The 14,766-nt window shown below is 74.5% G+C and carries 14 protein-coding genes; 6 read left to right on the forward strand and 8 right to left on the reverse strand.

Features of this window, described 5'->3' with window-relative positions; translation table 11 throughout:
- The first annotated feature begins 106 nt into the window (after positions 1–106).
- A complete protein-coding gene (locus ACXKZB_RS09985) occupies positions 107–1,204 on the forward strand; it encodes a glycosyltransferase family 9 protein (protein WP_488822978.1) in 1,098 nt (365 codons plus the stop codon).
- Between the two features lie 381 nt (positions 1,205–1,585).
- On the opposite strand, the gene ACXKZB_RS09990 is transcribed toward ACXKZB_RS09985, so the two are convergent.
- From ACXKZB_RS09990 to ACXKZB_RS10020, 7 genes are read right to left on the reverse strand one after another with little or no spacing between them, the layout of a single operon-like run.
- On the reverse strand, positions 1,586–2,290 hold the full coding sequence (locus ACXKZB_RS09990) for an SDR family oxidoreductase (RefSeq protein WP_123312658.1): 705 nt from the start codon (positions 2,288–2,290) through the stop codon (positions 1,586–1,588).
- A 36-nt stretch (positions 2,291–2,326) separates the two neighbouring features.
- A complete protein-coding gene (locus ACXKZB_RS09995) occupies positions 2,327–3,694 on the reverse strand; it encodes a PfkB family carbohydrate kinase (protein ID WP_488825880.1) in 1,368 nt (455 codons plus the stop codon).
- Between the two features lie 53 nt (positions 3,695–3,747).
- Positions 3,748–4,368: a D-sedoheptulose-7-phosphate isomerase gene (locus ACXKZB_RS10000; protein ID WP_123312657.1), complete on the reverse strand. Its 621-nt coding sequence runs from the start codon at positions 4,366–4,368 to the stop codon at positions 3,748–3,750.
- Positions 4,365–5,696, reverse strand: coding sequence for a glycosyltransferase (locus ACXKZB_RS10005; RefSeq protein ID WP_488822981.1), 1,332 nt, complete (start codon positions 5,694–5,696; stop codon positions 4,365–4,367). Before ACXKZB_RS10005 ends, ACXKZB_RS10000 begins: the two co-directional genes overlap by 4 nt.
- Complete coding sequence (locus ACXKZB_RS10010) at positions 5,693–6,694, reverse strand: glycosyltransferase (protein ID WP_488822983.1); 1,002 nt, start codon at positions 6,692–6,694, stop codon at positions 5,693–5,695. The genes ACXKZB_RS10005 and ACXKZB_RS10010 overlap by 4 nt, the downstream gene beginning before the upstream one ends.
- 54 nt (positions 6,695–6,748) lie before the next feature.
- On the reverse strand, positions 6,749–7,825 hold the full coding sequence (locus ACXKZB_RS10015) for a glycosyltransferase family 9 protein (RefSeq protein ID WP_488822985.1): 1,077 nt from the start codon (positions 7,823–7,825) through the stop codon (positions 6,749–6,751).
- Positions 7,822–8,388, reverse strand: coding sequence for a D-glycero-alpha-D-manno-heptose-1,7-bisphosphate 7-phosphatase (locus tag ACXKZB_RS10020; RefSeq protein ID WP_488822987.1), 567 nt, complete (start codon positions 8,386–8,388; stop codon positions 7,822–7,824). The genes ACXKZB_RS10015 and ACXKZB_RS10020 overlap by 4 nt, the downstream gene beginning before the upstream one ends.
- Before the next feature lie 101 nt (positions 8,389–8,489).
- Between ACXKZB_RS10020 and ACXKZB_RS10025 the strand changes: the two genes are divergently transcribed.
- The 3 genes from ACXKZB_RS10025 (at position 8,490) to ACXKZB_RS10035 (ending at position 10,968) form a co-directional block, all read left to right on the forward strand.
- On the forward strand, positions 8,490–9,482 hold the full coding sequence (locus tag ACXKZB_RS10025; protein ID WP_488822989.1) for a glycosyltransferase family 9 protein: 993 nt from the start codon (positions 8,490–8,492) through the stop codon (positions 9,480–9,482).
- A 50-nt stretch (positions 9,483–9,532) separates the two neighbouring features.
- Positions 9,533–9,889 (forward strand): PRC-barrel domain-containing protein, encoded by a 357-nt coding sequence (locus ACXKZB_RS10030; RefSeq protein ID WP_123312652.1) that lies wholly within the window; start codon positions 9,533–9,535, stop codon positions 9,887–9,889.
- A gap of 71 nt (positions 9,890–9,960) precedes the next feature.
- Positions 9,961–10,968, forward strand: a complete 1,008-nt coding sequence (locus tag ACXKZB_RS10035; protein ID WP_488822991.1) for an SGNH/GDSL hydrolase family protein — start codon at positions 9,961–9,963, stop codon at positions 10,966–10,968.
- Here ACXKZB_RS10035 and ACXKZB_RS10040 read toward each other — a convergent pair.
- Positions 10,916–11,812, reverse strand: a complete 897-nt coding sequence (locus ACXKZB_RS10040; protein WP_488822993.1) for a universal stress protein — start codon at positions 11,810–11,812, stop codon at positions 10,916–10,918. The genes ACXKZB_RS10035 and ACXKZB_RS10040 overlap by 53 nt on opposite strands.
- A 170-nt stretch (positions 11,813–11,982) precedes the next feature.
- Here ACXKZB_RS10040 and ACXKZB_RS10045 point away from each other — a divergent pair, with 170 nt between their 5' ends.
- Both ACXKZB_RS10045 and ACXKZB_RS10050 read left to right on the forward strand, forming a co-directional pair.
- Positions 11,983–12,450 (forward strand): NUDIX hydrolase, encoded by a 468-nt coding sequence (locus tag ACXKZB_RS10045; RefSeq protein WP_488822995.1) that lies wholly within the window; start codon positions 11,983–11,985, stop codon positions 12,448–12,450.
- Between the two features lie 95 nt (positions 12,451–12,545).
- Positions 12,546–14,624, forward strand: coding sequence for an MSCRAMM family protein (locus ACXKZB_RS10050; protein WP_488822997.1), 2,079 nt, complete (start codon positions 12,546–12,548; stop codon positions 14,622–14,624).
- The last annotated feature ends 142 nt before the right edge of the window (positions 14,625–14,766 follow it).

Consider the following 14,766-nt stretch of genomic DNA (forward strand, 5'->3'; position numbering starts at 1 on the left):
CGGACTCCTCTGTGTGCGGTCTCGGCATCGCGCTTCGTGTCCATCGACGGCCCTCCGCAGCCCGGTGCTGGACGTGCCACCGGCGTCCGACCGGTAGACGGGAGTCGTGCAGCAGATCGGTGTGGGCGGAGAACGGTTCGACGGCGTGACGGAGATCGCGGTGCTCCGTGGTGGGGGTCTCGGTGACCTGATGTTCGCCGTGCCCGCACTCGAGGCACTCGCGGCGGCCTACCCGGACGCGCGCGTCACCCTGCTCGGCACACCCGCCGCTGAAACGGTCCTCCGTGGGCGGACCGACGCCGTCCACGCCTACGAGGAACTCCCGATCGCGCCGGGCGTCCGCGACTCCGGCGACAGGGCGCCCGACGCCGAGGACTTCGTCGCGCGCCTGCACGGCCGGTTCGACCTCGCGGTGCAGCTGCACGGTGGCGGCCGCAACTCGAACCCGTTCCTGCTCCGACTCGGGGCCCGGCACACCGTCGGCACCGCGACCGAGGACGCCGAGGTCCTCGAGCGCTGGGTCCGCTACGTCTACTACCAGCACGAGGTGCTCCGTGCCCTCGAGGTCGTGTCCCTCGCCGGGGCGGTCCCCGTGACGCTCGACCCCCGGGTGCGCGTCGCCGACGACGAGCGGGCAGCGGTCCGCGAGCGGTTGGGCGTCACCGGGGACGGCGCGCGACTCGTCGCGATCCACCCCGGGGCGACCGATCCACGTCGACGCTGGAGCCCGGATCGGTTCGCCGCCGTCGCCCGCGCCCGTCTCGAGGCCGGCGACGACGTCGTGCTCGTCGGCGACGCGTCCGACGTGCCGGCGGCGACGGCCATCGTCGACGCGCTGCCCGCTCACCTCACCGACCGGGTGCACGACCTGACCGGTACCGTGCCGCTCGGCGGGCTGCCGGCCGTGCTCGCCGCCGCCGACGTCATGGTCGGCGACGACTCGGGGCCGCGGCACCTGGCGGTCGCCGTCGGGACGCCCACCGTCGGCGTGTTCTGGTTCGGGAACGTCGTCAACGCCGGACCCTTCGACCGCGGGCGCCACCGCGTGCACCTGTCGTACGTCACCCGCTGCCCGGTCTGCGGGGTCGACGTCACGCAGGTGGGCTGGACCGCCGAGCGCTGCGCGCACGATCCGTCCTACGTCGACGAAGTCGACCCGCAGCTGGTCCTCGACGACGTGGCCGACCTGCTCCGCACCGTCTGATCGCACCGTGCGCACGTCGCCACCCGGTGCGCGGTTGGCCGCACCGTGCGGCGCTGCAGGCGCGCACCACGCCGTCGAGCCGGCACCAGACGGCGCAAGCCGCACCGTGCAGGCGACGTGACGGAACGGACGGCCGGGAGGCACAGCGTGGGACCGGCACCGCGCCTCCCGACCGCACCGTGCGGCGCCGCAAACGCGCACCACGCCGTCAACCCGGCACCAGACGGCGCAAGCCGCACCGTGCAAGCGACGTGACACAACGGACGGACGGGAGGCGCGGCGCACGACCGGCACCGCGCCTCCCGTCCGCGAAAGCGACAGATCCCTGCGAACGTTCCGCAGGGATCTGTCGCTTTCACGAGGTGGACGGGGCCGCCGGCCCTACGGCCAGCTGGGCTCCGTCGCGGGCATGATCGACAGCTCGCGGATCTCGCAGCCGGCCGGCTGCGACAACGCGAAGATGATCGAGTTCGCGACGTACTCCGGCTCGATCAGCTGCGCGTCCGGCCCCGGCTTGTACTGCTCGGTGCGGTCGGCGAAGAAGTTCGTCCGCATGCCGGCCGGGATCACGTTCGTGACGCCGATGCGGCCGGCGGTCTCGGCTGCCAGGGCCTGCGAGAACCCGCGGACGCCGAACTTCGACGCCGAGTACGCGGTGCCGTCGCCGACGCCGCGCAGGGCCAGCGACGACGAGATCGTCACGACCCGACCGTGGGTCGCCTCGAGCGCGGGGAGCGCTGCCCGGACCACCGAGGCGGTGCCGATCAGGTTGACGGCGACGATCTTCTCCCAGTTGCCCGACGAGATCGCGTCGATCGGTGCGGGCGTGTCGATCCCCGCGGCGGTGACGACGGCGTCGAGTCCGTCGTGGCGCTCGGCCGCCTGACGGACCGCCTGCTCGACCGCGTCGGTGTCCGACACGTCGACGGCCACGGCGTCGATGCCCTCGGGCACCGCGTCGACGCGCAGGTCGAGGACGATCGGGGTGCCGCCGGCCTCGGTGACCGCGGCGACGACCGCCGCTCCGAGACCGGAGGCACCGCCGGTGACGAGGACGCGGCCGATGGGGGTGGTGGGGACGGGCATGGACTTCCTTCCGTAGGGGCGTGGACCGTGTCGGCCTCAGCCGACGTGTTCGAGGGCCGCGGCGAGCCGGGTCGTCGAGCGGCCGGGGTGGAACGGGACGGTGACGACGCGTCCGCCCCACTCGGCGAGCGTCTCGGCCTCGGGCAGTTCGCTCGCGGTGTAGTCGCCGCCCTTCGCCCAGACGTCCGGCCGGAAGCGGCGCAGGGCTTCGTCGGGGGTGTGCTCGTCGAACACGACGACGGCGTCGACGCAGTCCAGAGCGAGCAGCAGTTCGACCCGGTCGTCCTGCGTCATGATCGGCCGGTCCGGACCCTTGAGCGCCCGGACGGAACTGTCCGAGTTGAGGCACACGACCAGGCAGTCGCCGAGCGCCCGAGCCGCGGACAACGTGCGGGCGTGGCCGGCGTGCAGCAGGTCGAAGCAGCCACCCGTCGCGACGACGGTGCCACCGGCACTGCGCACGTCGTGCACGGTGCGCAGGGCGTCGCGGTCGGCGCCGGGCACCGGGAGCGGAGCCGCGCCGACGTCGGCGAAGAGCGCCGCGACGCCGCCGGCCGCGAGGTACTCGGACGCGGCGACCACACCGGCGGAGACGGCATCGGGCACGTCCGCGCCACCGGCCAGCGCGACGGCGACCCCGGCGGCGAGTCGGTCGCCGGCACCGCAGGGGTCGCCGGCGCTGACGGAGGGCGCCGGGACGAATCGGCTGTCGCCCCCGGCATCGGCGAGGAGTGCCCCGCGGTCGCCCATCGTCACCGCGACCGCGCCGACCTGCCACTGCTCGACGAGCCGGGCTGCAGCGACCGTGGCGAAGGGCACGCCGTGCCCCTCGACGTCGGTGAAGCGTCGTGCCTCGGCGGCGTTCGGGGTGGCCACGGTGATCCCGGGGACCGGTGCGGCGCCCTTCGGGTGCGGGTCCCACACCACGGGAATGCGCTCGGCGACCCGTGCCAGGGCGTCCCGGAGGGCCGGGACGGCGGCGACCCCGCGGCCGTAGTCGGCGACGACGACCGCGTCGACGTCGTCGAGGGCGGCGGTCATGGCGTCGGTCGCCTCGGGGACGGGCGGGGTCGCGCAGCCCTCGTCGATCCGGACCAGGGCGTGGTCGACGACGCGCACCCGGGTCTTCACCGGTGTCGGTGCGCCGGACGGGCCGGCGACGACGGTGACGTCGGGAAGCAGGTCGCGGATCTCCTGCGCGCGGGCGTCGTCGCTCAGGACGGTGACCAGGGTGACGTCGTGCCCGTCGCGCGCGAGCATCGTGGCGACGAGCCCGGCACCACCCGCTCGGCGGTCGTCGGTGGTGACGTCGACGACGGGTACGGGCGCGTCCGGGCTGAGCCGTTCGCTCGTACCGGCCACGTCGACGTCGAGCAGCGTGTCGCCCACGACGGCGATCCGCAGGCGACGACCGGCGGTGCGGTGGGGTGCCGACGACTGCGGCTGCGGCTGTGTCGTCATCGTCGTCCTCCACGGTGCAGCGCGGGCTCCATCGCCCGGCAGAGGGCGTGCACGAGGACGAGCTGCGCCTCCTGCACGTTGGCGGACGGGCCCTCGATGCAGATCGCGTCGTCCACCGCGTCGGCCAGCGGGTTCGGTCGCGGTCCGGTCAGTGCGATCGCACGTGCACCGACGGCGCGGGCGGCCTCGGCGGCGCGGAGCAGGTTCGGGCTCTTGCCGCTGGTCGACAGCAGCACGACGACGTCGCCGACCCGTGCGTGCGCCGACACCTGGCGGGCGAACACCTGGTCGAATCCGTAGTCGTTGCCGATGGCCGTGACCGCCGAGGTCTCCGCGTGCAGCGAGATCGCCGAGTAGGCGGGGCGGTCGCCGTCGAACCGACCGGTGAGCTCCGAGGTCAGGTGCTGCGCCTCGGCGGCGGATCCGCCGTTGCCGGCGGCGAGCAGCCGTCGGCCCGCGACGAGCCGGCCGGCGATGTCGTCGGCCCAGGCGGCGATGTGGTCGTGGTGGTCGACGAGCGACGCGATCACGGGGACCGAGGCGGCGACGTGGTCGAGCACGATGCGTGCACTCGCGGTCGTGTGCTCGTCGATCCCGGGCTGCTGGTCGATGGTCATCGGGCGGTCCTCTCGGTCGGCTGTGCGGCACGGGTGACCCGTCCGGCGTGTGTGGCGGCGCGCTGCGGTGCGCCCGCGGGTGCGGCCGGTGCGGCCACGGCGACCGCACCGGCCAGGAGCCGCTCGTAGACACGCTCGCTGTCCGCGGCGACCTTCTGCCACGTGTACCGGGACTCGGCGCGTGCGCGGCCGGCCCGGCCGAGTGCCTCGCGGCGGTCGGGGTCGTCGAGCAGGGCGCCGACGGCGGCAGCGACCTCGGCCTCGTCGCGCGGCGGGACGTGCAGCCCCGTGCCGTCCTCGACGACGGTGTCGATGAGCCCGCCGACGCTCGACGCGACGACGGGTCGTCCGCAGGCCATCGCCTCGAGTGGCACGATGCCGAAGGGCTCGTACCAGGGTGCGCAGACCACGACGTCGGCACTCCGGTAGACGGCGGGCATCTCGTGCTGCCCCAGCTGTCCGCGGAAGGTCACGTGGTCACGGACCCCGAGCGTCCGGGCCAGGGCGTCGAGCCGCTGGTACTCGGGGTCGTCCACCAGGTCGGCCCCGGCGACGCCGGCACCGCCGACGACGACGAGTTCGACGTCGCGGCCCTGGGTGACCAGGGCGGCGAGCGCAGCGATCGTCGTGCCGACGCCCTTGCGCCGCACCAGGCGCGACGCGGTGAGGACCCGCTGTGCACGGCCGCGCTCCTCGACGGGTCCGTGCGGGCGGAACAGCGACACGTCGACGCCGCACGGCACGACGGAGATGCGCTGCAGGGGGACTCCGAGCGCCTTGAGTTCGAAGGCCTCGTCGGAGCACGTCGCGACCACCTGGTCGGCACTCCGCCCGACGGCCGGTTCGAGCCACTCGCGCTCCGCGGGACTCGTGTCGGCCGACCCCTGGTGTCGACGCTTCACGACGCCGAGCGCGTGGAACGTCTGCGCGACGGGGATGCGGGTGCCACCGGTGCGCGCCTGCACCTGCGCGACGGCGTCGAGCGCCGCGTGCCCGGACATCCAGAAGTGGGCGTGCACGACGTCGGGCCGGTCGACGAACCACTCCGCGGCGAGCACCGACGCGAACGTCCCCATGAACGGGAACAGCTCGTCCTTCGACACGTGCCGCGCGGGCCCGGCGTCGACGTGCACGACCTCGACACCGGGGCGCAGCGGGACCCGGACGGGCTGCGCCGCGTCGTCCCGCCGCGTGTAGACGGTCACCTGGTGCCCGCGGTCGGCGAGCGCTCCGGACAGTTCGGCCACGTGGACGTTCTGTCCACCGGCGTCGACACCGCCGAGCACGGCGAGTGGACTCGCGTGCTCGGACACCATCGCGATCTTCATCGGGGGCTCCCCTCGAGGGCGGCCGCGGCCACCCGGTTGCGTCCGGTACCACGGGTCACGGCGTCGTCGAGCAGCTCGTCCCAGTCGGCGGTGAAGCGGCCGAGCGCGTGTCGTGCGAGTACGGCCTCGCGGGCCACGGCGCCCCGTCGGCGTGCCTCGTCGGGGTCTTCGATGAGGATCCGGGAGGCGCGCACCAGCTCCTCGACGTCCGTCGCGATCGCACCGGCCTCGCCCGGCACCGTGCGGGGCGCGTCGGTCGAGGCCAGCACCAGGACGGGCATGGCCAGGTGCATCGCCTCGAGGAGCGAGAGCCCGAGCGAGGTCCACCGGTTCGGGTGGACGTAGGCCCGTCGTTCGGCGAGTGCGGCGTGCATCGGGTCGGCCTGGACGTCGCCCTGCGCGACCACGCGGTCGCCGAAGCCGAGTTCCGGCAGTCGTTCGGTGCCCATGCCCCAGACGTCGACGGGCGCCACGGCCGCGAACCGGGGGAGCAGGTCGGTGCCGACGACGCGGTTCCGGCGGACGGGCTCGTTGATGACGACGCCGAGGCGTTCGAGTGAGCCGGTGTACAGGGGCCCGGGGTCGACGACCCCGTGCTCGACGACGGTGGTGCGCGTGGTCCCGCAGTCCCACATCAGCGCGTTCCAGTGCGTGACGTGCGCGATGGTCAGGTCGTCGCAGTCGCGGAACGGGTGCAGGCTGTTCGGCACGTCCACCCGGGGGGCGTTGTGCTCGACGAAGACGATCGGCACGTCGCGACCGCCGAGCAGGCGCTTGGCCGCGTCGAGTTCCTCGGTGCGCTGCAGGACGACGACGTCCACGTCGGCGTCGGCGACGTCGGCGGGGTCGATCTCGATCGCGGACGCCGGCCAGGCCCGGCCACCGCGGCCGAGGCCCCAGGCGTCGCGCGCCGGCGTGGTCGGGATCAGGTACTCGTGCGGGCCGCGGACGAACGCGTCCATCCAGCCACCGTGCACGTGCCACACGAGGATGCGCATGCGGAGCCTTTCGGGTGGGTCGGGCAGGAGGAGAAGGAGAAGCAGTGGCGGACGCTACGCAGCGCCTTCTGGGGCGCTCCGCAGACTTCTCGGTTCCATCCGCGAAGCGCGGTCGAGCAGCCGTCCGTGGGCTGCGAGGACGTCCTCGGTGCGCACCGTGGACAGGCACGGGTGCCCGGCGACGGGGCACTCCCGCGCCCGGCTGAGACGGCACGGTGCGGCCTGGTCCCCGAGGAGTTCGACCAGCGGTGCGTACGGCGCCCACTTGACCGCGGGGACGACCGGCGAGAACAGGCTGACGATCGGAGCCCCGACCGCAGCGGCGAGGTGCGCCGGGCCGGTGTTGCCGACGACGACGACCTCGGCGCCGGCCAGGACGGCGGCGAGCTCGGCCGGCGTGGTCCGGCCGCCGAGGTCGACGGCGGTGTCGCCGGCGACGGCGGCGGTGAGGTCGCGTTCGCCGGGGGAGCCGGTCACGACGACGGGCACGCCGCGCTCGGCGTAGGCGGCGACGAGCTCCCGGTGGTGCGACTCCGGCCACGACCGGGCCGGCACGCTCGCACCGGGGTGGACGACCACGTACCGCTCCAGCCCGGCCACGGACGGTGGTGCGACGGCGTCGTGGCGGACCACGAGCCTCCCGTCGTCCTCCGGCGGCAGCCGGAACCCGGCCGCCGCGGCGATCCGCAGCGCACGCTCCGGCTCGGGGAGGTCCTCGGGCAGGTCCTCGCCGGGCCGGAGCCGCACGTCGAGCAGTGCGCCGGGGTGGTCGACCGACGCTCCGGACACCCGGGGGACGCCGGCGAGACGCAGGAGCAGCGCCAGCGGCAACGGCGACTGGTGGAACGAGGTGAGGACGACCGCTTCGTCGGGGCGTTCCTCGGCGACGAGCGCACGGAACTCGTCGAGCACGGTGTCGTCGATCGGCCGCGCGGTCTCGGTGACCCACGGCGCGGCCCACACCCGGACCCGGTCGACGCCGGGCAGCAGGTCGGCCGCCGGCGCGCCCTGCGGCCCGCACAACATCGTGACGTGCGACGCCCCGGCGGCGACGGCGCGGACGGCGGGGCCGGCGACCAGGACGTCGCCGAAGGAGTCGAGGCGCGCCACCAGGACGCGGGGGCGGCTCACGCCCGGTCCGTCTCGACGAGTGACGGCTCGGCCGCCGCGATCACGAGGTCGACGGCCTCGGCGAGGGTCCGCGCGACCGTGTCGGCGGCGTCGACCTCCTCGGGTCGCGTGCGCGGCGTCGGCACGAGCACGCCCTGCGCCCCGGCGGCCCGGGCGGCCAGGACGTCGGCGCCGATGTCGCCGACCACCACGAGCGCCTCCGGGGGGACGCCGAGTCGCTCGGCCGCGTCGAGCACCATGCCCGGGCGCGGCTTCCGGCAGGCGCAGTCGTCTGCGGCGTCGTGCGGGCAGACGCACCAGACGTCGAACGGTCCGACGAGCTCGTCGACCCGGTCGTTCGTCGCGTCCACCTGCGCACGCGTCGCGAGGCCCTTCGCGATCGCGGACTGGTTCGTGACCACGCCGAGCAGCAGCCCCGCCGCACGGGCCCGCTCCACGGCACGACGAGCGCCGGGGACGGGGACCACCAGGTGCGGGTCGGCGTTGTAGGGGACGTCCACGACGAGGGTGTCGTCGCGGTCGAAGAGCAGGCCGCGGATCACGCGGTCCGGTGCGAGGGACATGCACCCGGAGTACCGGGGAGCCGCCGGGCGCCGCCCCAGGAACAGCCGGGGAACGCGTTCGCTGCCGACGCGACCAGCGCACAGCGCCTACCGTCGCGGTCGTGACCGCCCTCGAGACACTCCCCGACGCCGACGGACGCCCCGAACTCGTCGTCCTCCGCGCCATCAAGCTCGGCGACCTCCTCGTCGCCGTCCCCGCGCTCCGTGCCCTGCGACGGGCCTTCCCCGACCACCGGATCACCCTCGCCACGACCGCGTGGCTGGCTCCGGTCGTCGAGCTCGTCCCGGCGGTGGACGTCCACCTGGCGCAGCACGGCCTCGACCACCCGATCGCCGTCCCCGCCGGCACGGTCGACATCGCGGTGAACCTGCACGGCGCCGGTCCGGAGTCGTCCGACCTGATCGCCGCCCTCCAGCCCCGCCGGGTCATCGGGCACGCGGACCCCACCCACGGCTACGAGGGCCCGGAGTGGCGGTCCGACGTGCACGAGCGCGACCGCTGGGCGGACCTGCTCACCTGGCACGGCGTGCCCGCCGACGCCGACGACGTGTCCCTCGCCCGTCCGGCGGCCCCACCCGTCGTCGCCGACGCCGCCGTCGTGCACGTGGGCGCCTTCCACGGGGCGCGGCACTGGCCGACGGACCGCTTCGCCGACGTGGTGCGTGGGCTGCGGGACCGCGGTGCCGACGCGGTCCTGACGGGAGGCACGGACGACGTCGTCCGGGCCCGTGCCGTCGCGGACGCGGCCGGCCTGGCGCCGGGGGCGGTGCTGGCCGGCTCGCTGGAGCTGCAGGACTTCGCGGGGGTGGTCGCCGCGGCACGCGTCGTCGTGACCGTCGACACCGGCGCCGCGCACCTCGCGACCGCCTACGGCGTGCCGTCCGTGGTGCTCTTCGGTCCGGCGCCGCCGGAGGCATGGGGACCCCCGGCATCGGGCCCGCACATCGTCCTCACGGACGCCTCGGTCCGGCGTGGCGACGTCTTCGCCGAGGACCCCGACCCAGCCATCCTCGCGGTCGGGGCGGACGACGTGCTCGCCGCGGTGGACCGACTCGGCGTCCTCGCGGTGACCGCACAGGCGACCGACCGGTAGCGTCGACCGAGAGCCACCCGGACCCACCGGGCACTCGGAAGGAGACCTTCGTGTTCGAAGCCGCCAACATCCGTGACTGGATCGGCCTGCCGGTCGTCGACGAGGCCGAGGACAAGGTCGGGACGCTCGAGAGCATCTACTACGACACCGCCACGTCCGAACCGACGTTCGGTGCGCTCACGACCGGGCTCGTCGGCTTCCACAAGCTCGTGTTCGTCCCGCTCGTCGGGGCGACCGTCGCGCCGAAGCACCTGCGCGTCGCCTTCCCGAAGAAGCTCGTGAAGGACGCACCCTCCATCGCGACCGACGGCGAGCTCGACGCCGCGACCGAGCCCGAGCTCTACCAGCACTACGGCATCGAGTACCGCACGGGCAGCGGCGGCGAGCGCCGCCTCGGACGCCGCTGAGGCCGCACCTGCTCCGCATCGTCCGCCGACCACTGCGCGCCGCCCTGGCGGTGGTCGGCGCCGCCTGTCTCGTGGCGGCGGGCCTCGGCGGGTCCGTCGGTGTGCCGTCGGCGTCGGCGGCGCCGATGTGGCCGGTGCCGGCGCCGTACCCCGTCACCGGCGACCCCGCCGAGTCGCTCGACGCGATCCCACCGGGCAGCGAGTACGTCGCGCTCGGCGACTCCTACTCGGCCGGGTACGGCCTGCGGGACCGCACCGGACTGCCCACAAGCGCCTGCGTGCAGTCGGCGCGCGACTACCCGCACCGGCTCGCGGCGCAGTTCGGGCTCGCCCTGACCGACGTCACCTGCGCCGGCGCCACGAGCGACGACGTCACCACGGGCCACCAGTTCAACGGGGTCCCACCCCAGATCGAGGCGCTGTCCGACCGCACCCGGCTGGTGACCCTGACGATCGGCGGCAACGACGCGGACCTGTTCGGCACGGCCGCGTCCTGCCTGGCGATCTCCGCGGACGGCCCGGTGTTCTCGGGCCGCGACGCCCCCTCGTGCGAGAGCACCCTGGTGCGGGACGGCGTCGACCAGCTCGCCGTGAAGATCCAGTCGCGGGTGGCGCTCGGCATCGCGGACACCCTGGGCGCGGTGCAGCGGGCCGCCCCGAACGCCGTCGTCGTGTTCCTCGGGTACCCGGCGATCTTCCCCGACGCGGAGGACACCCCCGCGAAGGGCTGCTTCCGATCCGCGCTCGACCTCGGCACCCTGGCGGGCTCGTTCCCCTCGGACACCTACCCGTTCACGGACACCGACGTCGAGTACCTGCACGGCGTCCAGGACGAGCTCAACGAGGTCTCCCGGTCGGCTGCCGACGCCGCCGGGGTGCGGTTCGTCGACGTCTTCGCGAGCACCCAGGACCACTCACCGTGCGCGCCCTCGAAGCGCTACGTCGCCGGGGTCACCCTGACCGGCTCCGGTGACCTGCGGAAGATCGACCTGAAGGCGGGCGCCCTGCACCCGAACGAGCGCGGCGTCACCTACCTGACCGCGCGGATGGCCGCCGCGATCCGTGCCCTCGCCGACTGAGCGCACCATCGGCCGCGTCCACCGACGCGGCCTGCGCGTCGGGGTGCGCCGCCGGTGGCACGACACAGACGGGGGCGGCCGTCTCGCGCACCACGTCGTGGAGCAACGAGCCCGACAGCGCACGCACGTGGCCGCGGCCCAGCACCACCAGCGACGCCCGGCGGGTGTGCGAGGCGATCGCGTGGCCCGGGTGCCCCTCGACCAGCAACGGGCGGAGGCGGAGTGACGGGTACCGCGCCGTCAGGACGGACGTCACCTGCTGCAACAGCTCGGCGTTGCGCGTCCGCCACCGGAGCGGGTCCTCGGCGAAGTCGGTGAGCCCCGTCCGGGTGAGCACGGGCATCTCCCACGCACGCAGCAGCGTCAGCCGGCGGTTCCGCCGGACGGCCTCGTCGACGGCGATGGACACCGCCCGCTCGTCGATCGGGTCCTCGACCGCCAGCACGACGTCGCCGTCGATCGGGTGCGGACCCTCCGGCACGACCACGGTGGGGACCGCCGCACGCTCGGCGACCCGCGCCGGGTCCCCGCCGGCCGTCGACCCGCGCCGGTGGCGGAAGCTCCCGATCACGAGCAGGTCGCCGCCGTCCGACTCCTCGACGAGCGCGGCCGCGAACGGGCCGGCGTGCCGGTGCACCTCGACCGCCACGCCGGGCAGCGCGGTCCGCGCCGCCTCGGCGAGCTGGTCGGCGACCGGGGTCCGGCCCTCCAGCGCGTGGTCGGCGCCGATGATCCTGAGCCGCTCGATGCCCGTGCCGACCCGTGCGGCGATCCACCGCAGGGCCTCGTCGTGGGGCATCGCCGCGTCGGCGGCCAACGTCACCGTCGTCCATCGCTCGTCCATCCCGATCGGCCTCCTTCGTCGCAGGTCCTCCGGGGGCGTCACCTGGCGCTCCGTGCGCCACACGGTACTCCGGTCGGGGGCCGTGGAACCGGCCGTGCGCGCTGGTGACCGGCGTGACGGACGCGGGCCGGGCCTCCCGTCCGACGCCGCGTAGTGTCGCAGGCGTGGTGGTGAGCGCCGGACTGTTGCTGCACCGGACCGGTCCGACCGGGCCGGAGGTGTTCGTCACGCACATGGGCGGGCCGTTCTGGCGGAACCGACCGCGAGCCTGGTCGATCCCGAAGGGGCTCGTCGAGCCAGGGGAGGACCCGCTCGCGACGGCGCTGCGCGAGTTCGGCGAGGAGATCGGCGTCCCCGCGCCGGTGACCGCCGACGCGGTCGCGGACCTGGGCGAGTTCCGGCAGGCGTCCGGCAAGCGCGTGCGGGTGTTCTCGGCCTCGGCGCCGGGGTTCGACGTCGCCGCGGTGCGGAGCAACACCGTCCGGCTCGAGCTGCCGCGCGGCTCGGGGCGGTTCGTCGACGTGCCGGAGGTGGACGACGGGCGGTGGGTGCCGGTCGACGAGGCACGGGAACTGCTCGTCGCGGGCCAGGTCGCCGCACTGGACGCGCTGCTCGTGCTGCTCGACCGACGAGCCTGAATCACGATGTGGTGTCGGTGTGGGCCGGGTCCTCGCCGTCTGGATAGCCTGCACGGACGTCGGGGCACGCCGACGTCATCACCAGGGGAGTACACATGCGGCGCTGGCGCGCGGTCACGGCGGGGCTCACCGCCCTCGCACTCGGAGCAGGACTCGCGATCGGCGGTGCGACGAGCGCCTCAGCGGAACCGGCGGGCAACTGGGGCACGTTCACGCTGAGCGGCGCGTCGAGGGCGTACACCGGCACGATGACGTTGCCCGGGTTCCCCGCCACGACGTTCACCTCGAACTCGCGGCAGTCGACCGTCATCAGCGGCGCGTCCACGTGGCAGTCGGCAGGGACGCCGTCGGGCGCGGTCTACGGCACGAGTCGGGCGCAGACGTACATGAACCAGCGGCCGTTCGCCGACTCGCCCACCACGTCCGGCGCGTCGACCACCACCTACACCTTCGACGGCGCGACGCCCGGCGCGCAGAGCTGGTCGTTCGTCCTGGGCGACATCGACGCCGACCAGGCCACGATCTCGGCCACGGTGGCCGGTGGTGGCGCGGCGACCGCGGAGCAGCTCGGCTACGAGGGGTCCTACAACTCGTGCTCGGCGGCACCGGCGCCGGGCGGCTGGTCCTGCACGCCCGACCCCGACGGCACGACCGGTCAGGACGAGCCGACCTGGGACGAAGCGACCCGCACCCTCACCGGCAACGCCGCCGCGTCGGACACCGCGGGTGCCTCCGCCTGGTTCACCCCGACCGTCTCGCTGACCAGCCTGACGATCACGTACCAGCAGCGCAGCGGGTTCCCCGTCTACCAGACCTGGTTCGCCAACCGCACGGCGGCGATCAGCGGCACCGCGACGCTCGACGGCGCGGCGATCCCCGGCGCCACCGTCACCGTGACCGCACCGCGCGGCACCGTCTACACGACGACCACCGATGCTGACGGCAACTACGTGTTCCCACAGTTGCCGGTGATCGCGAACTACCGGGTCGAGGTCACCCCGCCGGCGGGTGCGGATGGTCCCGAGCAGCCGCAGCGGGTGTCGCTCGCCGTCGCCGGCACCCCGGGCGGTGTGGACGGTACCGCCGACTTCGCGTTCACGTCGCCGCCGGAGACCGTCGCGGTCATCGGGACGGTGACCGACGAGGACGACCACCCCGCGGCCAACGTGCCCGTCGTCATCGACGTCCCCGGGGGCGACCCGATCGAGACCACGACGAACAGCGACGGTGTGTACACCGTGTCCGACCTGCCCGCGGACACCGCTGTGGAGGTCTCGGTGGCCGGCGAACCACCCGTGTCGATCACCACCGGTGACGCCGGTGCCGCACCGGCCGAGCCCGAGCCCGAGCCGATCGTCGCCCCGCCCGCCGTGATCGCCACCGTGACCGGCGTCGTGTCGCTCGACGGGACGCCCGTCCCGGCCGGCGTCGTCGTGGAACTCCTCGACGAGGACGGTGCCGTGGTCGGCTCGGACACCACCGACGCCGACGGCCGCTACGTCTTCGCCACGGTGACCGGCACCTACACGGTCCGCACGGTGGTCCCCGCCGCGGGTGCGACCGGCGACACCGCGAACACCGGCATCGAGGCGCTGGCCGGCACCAGCGTGACGTCGGACCTGCCGTTCACGTCGGCCGCCGAGCCCGAGGTCGTCACGACCGACCAGCCCGGCACCGTGGTCGACACGAACGGTGATCCGATCGCCGACGTCGAGGTCGTCGCCACCCCGACCGAGGACGACGCCGGCGACCCCGTCACCGTCTCGACCGACGAGGACGGCGCCTTCGACCTGATCGGCCTGCAGCCGACGACCGAGTACGTGATCACCGTCGACGTCGACGGCGCCACCCCGGCGACCGTCGTCACGCCCGAGGACGGTGCTGCGACGCCGCTCGCCTTCGTGGTCGAGGCCGCGGTCACCCCGGTGCCGTCGCCGTCGCCCAGTGCTCCGAGCACTTCGCCGACGGCGGTCCCGACCGTGCCCGCTGCCGGGGGCTCGGGCAACGCGCCGGCCGCTGGTTCGGGTGACGTCGGCGACGGTGGGCCCCTCGCCTACACGGGCGCCGACCTGAAGCCGGGGCTCATCGCGGCCGGCGTGCTCGTGCTGCTCGGTGCGGCGCTGTTGACCTACCGCGCGGTGCGCAACCGTCGCCGGAGCCACCTGCAGGACTGATCTGCGAAGGACGAAGGGCGGGTCCGGCGCGATGCCGGGCCCGCCCTTCATCGTCGGTGCGCGCCCCGAGGTTCCGAAATCTGCCCATCTCGGCGTCCCGAACGGCCGTTCGTGGAACCTCAACGCAACGCGAACGGCAGTT

It is taken from the genome of Curtobacterium sp. ABR8, from assembly GCF_057812125.1.

Excerpts from the sequence above, each read along its gene's own strand:
- ACXKZB_RS09990 (WP_123312658.1), bottom strand. The coding sequence starts at position 2,290 with ATGCCCGTCCCCACCACCCCCATCGGCCGCGTCCTCGTCACCGGCGGT.
- ACXKZB_RS10000 (WP_123312657.1), bottom strand. The coding sequence starts at position 4,368 with ATGACCATCGACCAGCAGCCCGGGATCGACGAGCACACGACCGCGAGT.
- ACXKZB_RS10005 (WP_488822981.1), bottom strand. The coding sequence starts at position 5,696 with ATGAAGATCGCGATGGTGTCCGAGCACGCGAGTCCACTCGCCGTGCTC.
- ACXKZB_RS10010 (WP_488822983.1), bottom strand. The coding sequence starts at position 6,694 with ATGCGCATCCTCGTGTGGCACGTGCACGGTGGCTGGATGGACGCGTTC.
- ACXKZB_RS10020 (WP_488822987.1), bottom strand. The coding sequence starts at position 8,388 with ATGTCCCTCGCACCGGACCGCGTGATCCGCGGCCTGCTCTTCGACCGC.
- ACXKZB_RS10040 (WP_488822993.1), bottom strand. The coding sequence starts at position 11,812 with ATGGACGAGCGATGGACGACGGTGACGTTGGCCGCCGACGCGGCGATG.
- ACXKZB_RS10050 (WP_488822997.1), top strand. The coding sequence starts at position 12,546 with ATGCGGCGCTGGCGCGCGGTCACGGCGGGGCTCACCGCCCTCGCACTC.